The organism is Streptococcus mitis (assembly GCF_023109515.1).
Lineage (GTDB): Bacteria > Bacillota > Bacilli > Lactobacillales > Streptococcaceae > Streptococcus > Streptococcus mitis_CS.
The window spans coordinates 1,028,523-1,037,648 of sequence record NZ_JALDUM010000001.1; the positions used below are offsets into that span (position 1 = coordinate 1,028,523).

At 40.1% G+C, this 9,126-nt stretch carries 11 protein-coding genes; all 11 read right to left on the reverse strand.

Annotated elements, in window-relative coordinates; genetic code table 11:
• Positions 1-7: 7 nt before the first annotated feature.
• Positions 8-1,240: an ATP-dependent Clp protease ATP-binding subunit ClpX gene (clpX, locus tag M1G05_RS05065; protein WP_012972566.1), complete on the reverse strand. Its 1,233-nt coding sequence runs from the start codon at positions 1,238-1,240 to the stop codon at positions 8-10.
• A gap of 36 nt (positions 1,241-1,276) precedes the next feature.
• On the reverse strand, positions 1,277-1,447 hold the full coding sequence (locus tag M1G05_RS05070; protein WP_000442261.1) for a hypothetical protein: 171 nt from the start codon (positions 1,445-1,447) through the stop codon (positions 1,277-1,279).
• Positions 1,447-1,953: a dihydrofolate reductase gene (locus M1G05_RS05075; RefSeq protein ID WP_247953253.1), complete on the reverse strand. Its 507-nt coding sequence runs from the start codon at positions 1,951-1,953 to the stop codon at positions 1,447-1,449. Before M1G05_RS05075 ends, M1G05_RS05070 begins: the two co-directional genes overlap by 1 nt.
• Positions 1,954-2,084: 131 nt before the next feature.
• Positions 2,085-2,603 carry a Dps family protein gene (locus tag M1G05_RS05080; protein WP_000229886.1) on the reverse strand — a complete coding sequence of 173 codons (519 nt, stop codon included), beginning with the start codon at positions 2,601-2,603 and terminating at the stop codon, positions 2,085-2,087.
• A gap of 231 nt (positions 2,604-2,834) precedes the next feature.
• On the reverse strand, positions 2,835-4,349 hold the full coding sequence (gene lytC, locus M1G05_RS05085) for a GH25 family lysozyme (protein ID WP_227326167.1): 1,515 nt from the start codon (positions 4,347-4,349) through the stop codon (positions 2,835-2,837).
• 33 nt (positions 4,350-4,382) lie between these two features.
• Positions 4,383-5,141 carry a triose-phosphate isomerase gene (gene tpiA / locus M1G05_RS05090; protein WP_049540866.1) on the reverse strand — a complete coding sequence of 253 codons (759 nt, stop codon included), beginning with the start codon at positions 5,139-5,141 and terminating at the stop codon, positions 4,383-4,385.
• Between the two features lie 97 nt (positions 5,142-5,238).
• On the reverse strand, positions 5,239-5,916 hold the full coding sequence (locus tag M1G05_RS05095; RefSeq protein WP_247953254.1) for a DnaD domain-containing protein: 678 nt from the start codon (positions 5,914-5,916) through the stop codon (positions 5,239-5,241).
• Positions 5,917-5,924: 8 nt separating this feature from the next.
• Entirely contained in the window at positions 5,925-6,869 is a 945-nt protein-coding gene (gene metA / locus M1G05_RS05100; RefSeq protein WP_247953255.1) for a homoserine O-acetyltransferase MetA, read from the reverse strand.
• A 181-nt stretch (positions 6,870-7,050) separates the two neighbouring features.
• Positions 7,051-7,563 (reverse strand): adenine phosphoribosyltransferase, encoded by a 513-nt coding sequence (locus M1G05_RS05105; protein WP_001049318.1) that lies wholly within the window; start codon positions 7,561-7,563, stop codon positions 7,051-7,053.
• Positions 7,564-7,649: 86 nt separating this feature from the next.
• Positions 7,650-8,408: a class I SAM-dependent methyltransferase gene (locus tag M1G05_RS05110; RefSeq protein ID WP_125454985.1), complete on the reverse strand. Its 759-nt coding sequence runs from the start codon at positions 8,406-8,408 to the stop codon at positions 7,650-7,652.
• A gap of 188 nt (positions 8,409-8,596) precedes the next feature.
• The coding region (locus M1G05_RS05115; RefSeq protein WP_247953256.1) for an LPXTG cell wall anchor domain-containing protein at positions 8,597-9,126 on the reverse strand (530 nt) is incomplete at its 5' end.

Consider the following 9,126-nt stretch of genomic DNA (forward strand, 5'->3'; position numbering starts at 1 on the left):
ATCACCTCTAGGCTGTTTCTAGGATCGGTTTATCCGTTCCATCGACAGCTTCTTTTGTGATGCGGACCAATTTCACATTTTCCTGACTCGGTACTTCAAACATGACGTCTAGCATGGTTTCTTCGATAATGGAGCGAAGACCACGCGCCCCTGTCTTACGTTCGATGGCTTTATTGGCAATCTCTTGAAGGGCTTCATCGTCAAATTCCAACTCAACATCATCATAAGAAAGCAAGGTTTGATATTGTTTCACCAAGGCATTTCTTGGCTCTTTCAAGATGCGAACCAAGTCATCGACTGTCAATTGCTCAAGGGCTGCAAAGACAGGCAAGCGTCCAATCAACTCAGGGATAATCCCGAATTTTTGAATATCTTCAGCGATGATTTCTTGCATGTAAGAGCTATTTTCATCAATCGCCTTGTTATTTTGACCAAAGCCAATAACCTTTTCACCCAGACGTTGTTTGACAATTTCTTCAATGCCATCAAAGGCACCACCCACGATGAAAAGGATATTTTTAGTATCCACTTGAATCATCTCTTGTTGTGGATGCTTGCGTCCACCTTGAGGCGGTACGCTGGCAACAGTTCCCTCGATAATCTTGAGAAGGGCTTGTTGCACCCCTTCACCAGAAACATCACGTGTGATAGAGACATTCTCGCTCTTCTTAGCAATCTTGTCAATTTCATCCACGTAGATAATCCCACGCTCTGCACGTTCAATATTAAAGTCAGCAGCCTGCAAGAGTTTGAGGAGGATATTTTCCACATCCTCACCCACATAACCAGCCTCAGTCAGAGCTGTTGCATCCGCAATCGCAAAAGGTACATTCAAGCTCTTAGCCAAGGTCTGGGCAAGAAAAGTTTTTCCTGAACCGGTTGGCCCAATCATCAAGATGTTTGACTTCTGCAAATCCACATCTTCTGATTCTTCGCGTGTATCGTGAAAATTGATGCGTTTGTAATGGTTGTAAACAGCTACTGCCAAGGCACGTTTGGCACGATCTTGACCGATTACATAGTGATTCAAGATGTGGAGGAGTTCGATTGGTTTTGGAACCTCAGACAAGTCTGCCAAGACTTCCTCAGCCAACTCCTCCCGAATGATTTCCTGAGCCAACTCCACACATTCATTACAAATAAAGGCGTTGTTCCCAGCGATTATTTTTTGTACTTCTTCTTGGCTTTTGCCACAAAATGAGCAATAAACCATCATATCATTATTCCTATTTGTAGGCATGATTTCCTTCCGTTCTATTCTATACTGTCATTCTATCTAAAATAAGGTCATGTAAAAAGCATGGACACTATTGACCAAATTGGTAAAGGCATTTAACCAGAGCAGGACAGAAAGTCCATAACGCTTTTTACGAAAAGCCTGTGCTCCTGCAAGCAAGCAGACCAAACACAGCATGGCTGTGAAAAAACCAAATATACTACGTTCCATTAGACTTCCTTTCTCTTGCGGTATTGAATGGTAAAATCATAAGGATTCTTCTCATCTTTGGTATAAGATTTGCTTGAAACCGTCTCAAAAAGAGATAAGTCAAACTCTTCAGGAAAATAGGTATCTCCTTCCACCCGAGCATGAATTTGAGTCACAATCACTTCATCAAGGTAGGGTTCAAAAGCCTGAAAAATTTGCTTCCCGCCAATAATATAGAGATTCTTGTCTTGCCCCTGATACCAGTCCAAGACAGACTGGACATCATAAAAAGTAGTAACCCCATCTATCTTTTCTTCTGGGTTACGAGTCAAAATCAAAGTCTCCCGTTTTGGAAGCAAGCGACGCCCCATCCCGTCAAAGGTCACACGCCCCATCAAGATAGCATGATTCAGAGTTGTTTCTTTAAAGTGTTGCAATTCTGCTGGCAAATGCCAAGGCAGACGATTGTCCTTACCAATCACACCCTCTTCATCCTGGGCCCAAATAGCTACAATTTTCTTAGTCATGCTTCCATCCTTTTCACTGATAGTACTATTTTATCAAAAAACTCAAAAAAAGACTGGTTTGGAATAGCTTACAGAATAGAAAAAAATCCGTAAGAGGCATCCTACAGATTTTTATATGATTATTCTATTTCTTACAAACCAGGTGCTTGTCCAAGTTCTGCGGCAAGCATCCAAACCGTTTTCTCAAGTTCAGCTTTAGCACCAACAAAGATATCGTTTGTCACATCATCACCTTCTTCATCAGTAACATCCAAAGCTTTTTGGAACAGAGTGATGAGATAACGATAAACATCTAGGACACGTTCCAAGCTTTCTTCAACATTACGGTATTCACCAGCTTCTTCTTCGATTTCACTATGTTGAAGGAATTCTGTCAAAGTAGAGAATGGGCTGCCACCAAGTGTAATCAAACGTTCGCTGATTTCGTCAAGATAGCCATCAAGGCTGTCCATGTATTCATCCATTTTTGGATGCCACACAAGAAAACCACGACCGCGCATATACCAGTGTACTTGGTGCAAAGCAACGTGAGCTACGTACAAATCAGCAACAGCTTGGTTCAATACTTCCTTTGTTTTTGCCAATGCTACTGGCGCTACTTTTGTCAATGATGTTACGTCTTTTACTGCTTCTTTTTTCAATTCTACCATTTTATTTTACCTCGTTTATTATTTTTTGTAACCACTTCTTAATGATTACTACCTTAGTATACTACTAAGTAAAACCAATAGCAAGCCAAATGACTCACATGAGAAAAGTTGCAATAGACTGATAATTTAAGAATTTTTTAGAATGAAACCCAGTCACTTTCAATCTCTCTTAACAGAGATAAAATAAAGAAAAGAGCATACAAATGTACACTCTTTTCTCAGTTTTACATCTTAATACCAGACGCTAACATCCACACGTCCTCGAATCCCTTTAAGAGAGTCAGATGAAGTATATTGCCATCCTTTTTCTCCTGAATAATGAGGATTATTCCAATCAAGCGCATCCGTATAAGCTGCAACCCAGTTTACATGTTGTAAAATATCAGGATGATTCAAACGAGTTTGCAAAAGTTGACGATAGCTATAAACTTTCACGTTTTGGTAACCAGCATGCTTCATGGTTTCCATATATTTATTGATAATTTTAACCCAAGTAGCTGTGTCGGTCGGAGCTTTCTTGGTCTTATTTAAATACTCCCAATTTTCAACATCATAGTAGATTGGATAAGACAAGTTCATCTTGTATTTCTTCAAGAGTTCAATAGTCTGCTTAGCATCATTCTCAGCATCGGTCTCATTTTCAGCATAAGTATAGAGGTAAACACCGTAAGGAATTCCAAGACGGTTTAACTCCTTGATATTATGAGCCAATTCCTTGTCCTCAGTTCCACTATAGCCCAAACGAACAATGACTCCATCTACTCCATTATCATCGATGACTTTTTTCCAGTCACTGATACGACCATTGTGTTCACTGACATCGATGACCTTTTTAACTTGATCAGTCCCAACTTGTTCTTCACGATGGTTAAAGAAATAACGTCTGCCATTTCGGTGAACCCAGCCAACATTCAAGTCTTTCTTTTCTTTTAACTCACCTGAGTCAGAAAAAATATAGCGAGCATCATCCATGACTAATTCACCAGTAGCCATAGCACCACTTCCTGTCAAATAATAGTTTCCATGCCACTCATCTTGAGCCATGTATCCCCACTTCTTGAAATAATACCACTTGCCATCAATCTTTTGCCACTCTTGATTTGCATAAGAACCATCGGACTTAAGATAGAAGTAAGACGAATAGGCTGGATCATAGAGCCATTCATTTTGCATCATGGCACCTTGACCATTTAGGAAATAACTTCCCTGCCATTGACTTTTAGCTAAATAGCCCCATTTTTTAAAATAGTACCATTTACCTCCAACAGAGTGCCACTCCTGGTTAGCATAAGAACCATCGGATTTCAGGTAAAACCAATTCTTATAGGCGTTATCATAAACCCATTCATTTTTGGCCATATAACCACCTGATTTTAGGTAGTAATTGCCCTGCCACTCATTTTGAGCATAACGACCGTCTGACTTAATATAGAACCAAGCCTTATAGTAGTTATCAAAAATCCACTCACTCTTGGCTTTGGAACCATCAGCCTTTACATAATAATCCCCCTCCCAGTGGGCAGAAGCAGTGGTCTTTACACCTGCACTCGTTTGAGTTTTATTAGAAGACTGATTTTGCTCTGAACTACTTGAAACTGTCGTTGCATCCTGCGAAGTTTTTGCCACTTCAGTTTCATTTGCAGCGACCTGGCTAGTTGCCAATCCTAGTAAGCAGATACTTGCTAATCCAATTTTTCCAATCTTTGTTTTCAATCTTTCCTCTCCTATAAAAAATGGAACAGACATCTCAATGCTGTTCCACCTAGCTTTTGCTACTGATTATTTTACAAAGTCAAGCAAAGCCAAGAAGCTTTCTGCTTCAAGTGACGCACCACCTACAAGGGCACCGTCAACGTCTGGGCAAGCCATGTATGAAGCAACGTTTTCAGGTTTAACAGAACCACCGTATTGAACACGAACTTTGTCCGCCACTTCTTGACCGAAGTCAGCAGCTACAACGTCACGAACAACTTTACACATTTTTTGTGCATCGTCTTGTGAAGCTGATTTACCAGTACCGATAGCCCAGATTGGCTCATAAGCGATAACTGATGCAGCAACTTGATCAGCAGTCAATCCAGCCAATGCAGCAGATACTTGAGCACCTACGAATTCAGCAGCTTTACCAGCTTCGTAAGTTTCAAGTGACTCACCACAACAGATGATTGGAAGCATACCGTTTGCAAAGATTGCTTTTGCTTTTTTGTTGATATCTTCGTCAGTTTCATGGAAGTAGTCACGGCGTTCTGAGTGACCGATAACAACATAGTCAGTACCGATTTCTTTCAAAACTTGTGGGCTTGTTTCACCAGTGAAAGCACCTGCATTTTCAAAGTAGCAGTTTTGAGCAGCAACTTTAAGGTTTGAACCTTTTGCAGCTGCAAGAACCGTTGTCAAATCAAGAGCTGGAGCTGCGATACCTGCTTCAACAAGATCTGATGAAGGAAGTTTTGATGCAACTGCTTCAACGAATGCTTTAGCTTCTTCTGGATTTTTGTTCATTTTCCAGTTACCAGCAATAAATGGTTTACGTGACATTTCACATACCTCTTTTTTCAATTTATTTTCTACTTATTTTATCACAATTATACACAGCTTGCAAATCTTACTCGGATTTCAAGCCTGCTTGTAACGATCAATCCTTCCAGAGATCCATAGCATTTCTGAAATCTGTCGATAGCTGTGTCAACTGAGGATTGCTTGCTTCTCTCTCTGCCCGCTTGGCCTCAATTTGAGCCACACTCTTGATACCTTCATGACGCCAGTTTCTCAAAATCGCCTGAATGTACTTCCAGTTTGGTTTCCCATTCAAAACAGCTTCACGAAGAGCCTCCTTAATCAAGTCAGCACTGGTCCCATCTTCCTTTAGTGTCTTGGTCAAATCCTCAATCTCAAAAGGAGTCAACAAGCGTCCCAACTCCTGCTGGAAAGTTTCCACCAAATTCTTAAGCTGATTTTGAGGTGTCAACTGGTCTGAACTTGAATGAGCAGCTCCAAGCAAATTATCCAAACATTCCAATGCCAAACTAGCATCAAAAAGCAATTCGATTTCGCCATTTAATTCGATAGTACGATACTGAAGCAGTCCCCTCTCCGTTAGATTGGAAATAGCCTGATTGACATCCGAAATTTCCTTACCAATCCTTTCAGCAATCTGGCTTGGCGACATTTCATCCAAACCTGTCGTATTTTGCAAATAGAAAAATTGCCAGACCAGAAAATCGTCGCTAGAAGGAAAGAGTTCCTTAAAATGCAAGAGCAGGGCACTCGGTAAAACCAAGTTCCCTGATTTAAAAGCGTCTAAATATGTCATAATTCCTCTTATAAATACCCAAATGCAGATGCATCATCTTCTATTTTTCTCCAGTCAAAAGGCGTCTCCTGATACACCGCATAATTCACCCAGTTACTGAAAAAGAGGGCTGCTGATGAAGACCAACAAAGACAAGGTGTCTGGTTGACATCATCATCCTTAAAGTAATTTTCTGGAATATGTGGATTTAAACCTGCGTCACAATCTCGGAAATACTCTTTTGCCAAGGTATCACGGTCGTACTCCAAATGCCCAAAACTATAAATTTCTCGTAAATCACGACTAGCCAAAATCGAAACCCCAACCTGAGGTCCTTCTGATAAAATCTCGAGATTGGTTTTGTTTAAGACATCTTCCTTAGAAATCTCCGTGTGCCGAGAATGAGGTGATACGTAACTATCGTCAAAACCTCTAAAGAGAAGATGACCTTCCTTTAAGGTGTCCTGAGGATAAATACCTGATAACTTACTGTCCATCTGGTATTTTTCAACCCCATAACGCAGATAGAGTCCCGCCTGAGCACCCCAACAGATATGAAGGGTCGAATAGACATGGGTCTTGGACCACTCGATTACCTGACTAAATTCCTCCCAATAGTCCACTTCCTCAAATGGTAAATGCTCAACTGGAGCACCCGTGATAATCATCCCATCAAAATACTCGTCCTTAACTTCAGGAAAAGTTTTATAAAAGGTCTCCATGTGCTCTGAACGAGTTGTCTTAGAACGGTGGCTTTCCATATAAAGAAAATCAATATCCAGTTGCAAGGGCGTATTCGCCAAATGGCGCAACAACTGGGTCTCTGTGACCATTTTCTGTGGCATGAGATTTAAAATTAAAATCTTCAAGGGACGGATGTCTTGGTGGGCCGCACGTTGATCATCCATGACAAAGATATTCTCTGTCCGTAAAATCTCAACAGCTGGTAATTTTTTATCAATTCGAATCGGCATAACCCTCTCCTAACTGTAATTTTCAGGAATAATTGCTTGTGTTTAGAGTTAAAATGCAAACACTTGTTTCCTTTATTATACTGTAAGAAGATATAGTTTTCAATTATAGTTTTTCTCTAACTAGCTATAGTCTATTTTTATATCCTAATGTAGAGAAAACAGCCCTAGGGACTGTTTTTCATTAATAATGCATAAGAACCTTGTAATCGTAGTCACCGATTTTTTCACGGCCGTTCAATTCATCCAATTCAACAAGGAAGGCACAACCTGCGACAACACCACCAAGTTTTTCAATCATCTCGATAGTTGCCTTAACAGTTCCACCTGTTGCCAAGAGGTCATCTACGATAAGAACACGTTGACCTGGCTTGATGGCATCCGCGTGCATAGTCAAGGTATCAACACCGTACTCTTTTTCATAGTCAGCAGAAATGACTTCGCGCGGCAATTTACCTGGCTTACGAACAGGGGCAAAGCCAATTCCTAACTCGAAGGCCACTGGACAACCCACGATAAAACCACGAGCTTCAGGACCTACGATCATGTCGATTTTCTTGTCAGTAGCATACTGAACAATTTCACGAACAGCATAGCTATAAGCATTTCCATCAGCCATCAAAGGACTGATATCACGGAAGGTAATCCCTTCCTTTGGATAATTTTCAATTGTTGCAATGTAATCTTTTAAATTCATCTTTTTCTTTCTTTCAAAGTTTTTTACTCTCTATTATAGCATATTTTTTAAGAAAGAAAAAAGGAAAAGTTAACTTCAATGATTATCTAACGATTTGACGATTTATAACTAGCCATCGCAATAAATCCCAAGTTCTTTTTATTCTTATCAAACATTTTATACATAGTTAAAAACTGCTTTCTATTCTCCTTTTTACAAGCATTTACGCAAATTTTCAAAGTTCCTAGCCAACCTTCGTCATAAATCATACCTGATAATTTCATTAATGTCATTTCACCAGTCAATACTTTCACATCACAATAACCTGATTCTATCATCACCTGTTCCCAACCATCTTGAGTTAAAGGACCTACATTTACATGAATTGCTTGTGACAGTTCCTGTCTGACAGACTCTTTAGCTTCCTTAAGAAGCACATCATGTGTCAAGAGAAGACCTTCAGGTTTTAAAACCCTTAGATATTCCATTACACATTTTTTCTTAGCTTGATCGGCTTGCATAGTCAGCATAGCTTCATTTATAACAATATCAAAACTAGCATCTTCATAAGGAAGTTTCATTGCATTTGCTCTTTCAAACCTGATCAAATGAGCAACACCTGCCGTTTCAGCAGATTTTTTAGCCACTTCTAAAGCTTGAGCATCCATATCAACAGCAGTTATCTTACAACCAAAACGCTGTGCCAACTCAATTGCTGTAGTTCCCCTATTACACGCAACCTCTAGTATTCTCTTTTCTTTTGAAAACCCTCCTTCCGCAATTAACCAATCTGTGGCACGTTTTCCACCTGGACGTAAGCGTTTTTTCCCCAATTTTGCTAAAAACTTATGACCTGCTTCTGACATTTGAACACCTCTGTTTTTTCTTCATTATAACATAAAATGATATTATCTAACAATTCTAATCTAGTTTTTGATGAACTATAATCAAACGCATACAGTTGACAAAGAGCCGAAAAAACCTGATGAATCGAATGATTCATCAGGTTTAAACAGATATGTTCATTGCAAACAAATCATATTAATTAGAAAGCTTAGTCTTCTTTCTTCTTGCGAGCTACAAATCCAAATCCACTCAATACTCCGAGAAGTCCAAGTGCTGCTAGGCTAGCATTGTCTTCTGTACCAGTATTTGGCAATTCACGCTTACCTTCAGCTTCTTTGACTGCTGTTGGTTGTGCTGGAGTAGCCGGTACTTGAGGTTTAGCTGGCTGTTCAGGCATTGCTGGAGTTGCTGGCTCAACTGGTTGACTTGGTTCAACTGGGGTTGGAGTTTGAACTTTTCTGAAGATATGTCTGATACTTCCATTCGGATCCGTCACAGTCTTCACATATTCATAACCTGGAATTGTTCCTGGCTCCTTAGAACCTGGCTCAGATGGTTTCACTGGATTACCATTTTCATCTGTCCAAGTTGTAATATTTTGATTACCTGGATTTGGTTGAGGAACAGGTGAAGGTGTTGGAGCTGGTGGCGTTACTTTTTCGTAGACATGTTCGATGTCACCATTTGGAAGTTTCTTAGTCTCTACGAAGCGGTAACCTGGGATATCTTTCTTAGGTT

Excerpts from the sequence above, each read along its gene's own strand:
- M1G05_RS05070 (WP_000442261.1), bottom strand. The coding sequence starts at position 1,447 with ATGGAACGTAGTATATTTGGTTTTTTCACAGCCATGCTGTGTTTGGTC.
- M1G05_RS05075 (WP_247953253.1), bottom strand. The coding sequence starts at position 1,953 with ATGACTAAGAAAATTGTAGCTATTTGGGCCCAGGATGAAGAGGGTGTG.
- tpiA (WP_049540866.1), bottom strand. The coding sequence starts at position 5,141 with ATGTCACGTAAACCATTTATTGCTGGTAACTGGAAAATGAACAAAAAT.
- lytC (WP_227326167.1), bottom strand. The coding sequence starts at position 4,349 with ATGTCTGTTCCATTTTTTATAGGAGAGGAAAGATTGAAAACAAAGATT.
- M1G05_RS05095 (WP_247953254.1), bottom strand. The coding sequence starts at position 5,916 with ATGACATATTTAGACGCTTTTAAATCAGGGAACTTGGTTTTACCGAGT.
- clpX (WP_012972566.1), bottom strand. The coding sequence starts at position 1,240 with ATGCCTACAAATAGGAATAATGATATGATGGTTTATTGCTCATTTTGT.
- M1G05_RS05105 (WP_001049318.1), bottom strand. The coding sequence starts at position 7,563 with ATGAATTTAAAAGATTACATTGCAACAATTGAAAATTATCCAAAGGAA.
- metA (WP_247953255.1), bottom strand. The coding sequence starts at position 6,869 with ATGCCGATTCGAATTGATAAAAAATTACCAGCTGTTGAGATTTTACGG.
- M1G05_RS05110 (WP_125454985.1), bottom strand. The coding sequence starts at position 8,408 with ATGTCAGAAGCAGGTCATAAGTTTTTAGCAAAATTGGGGAAAAAACGC.
- M1G05_RS05080 (WP_000229886.1), bottom strand. The coding sequence starts at position 2,603 with ATGGTAGAATTGAAAAAAGAAGCAGTAAAAGACGTAACATCATTGACA.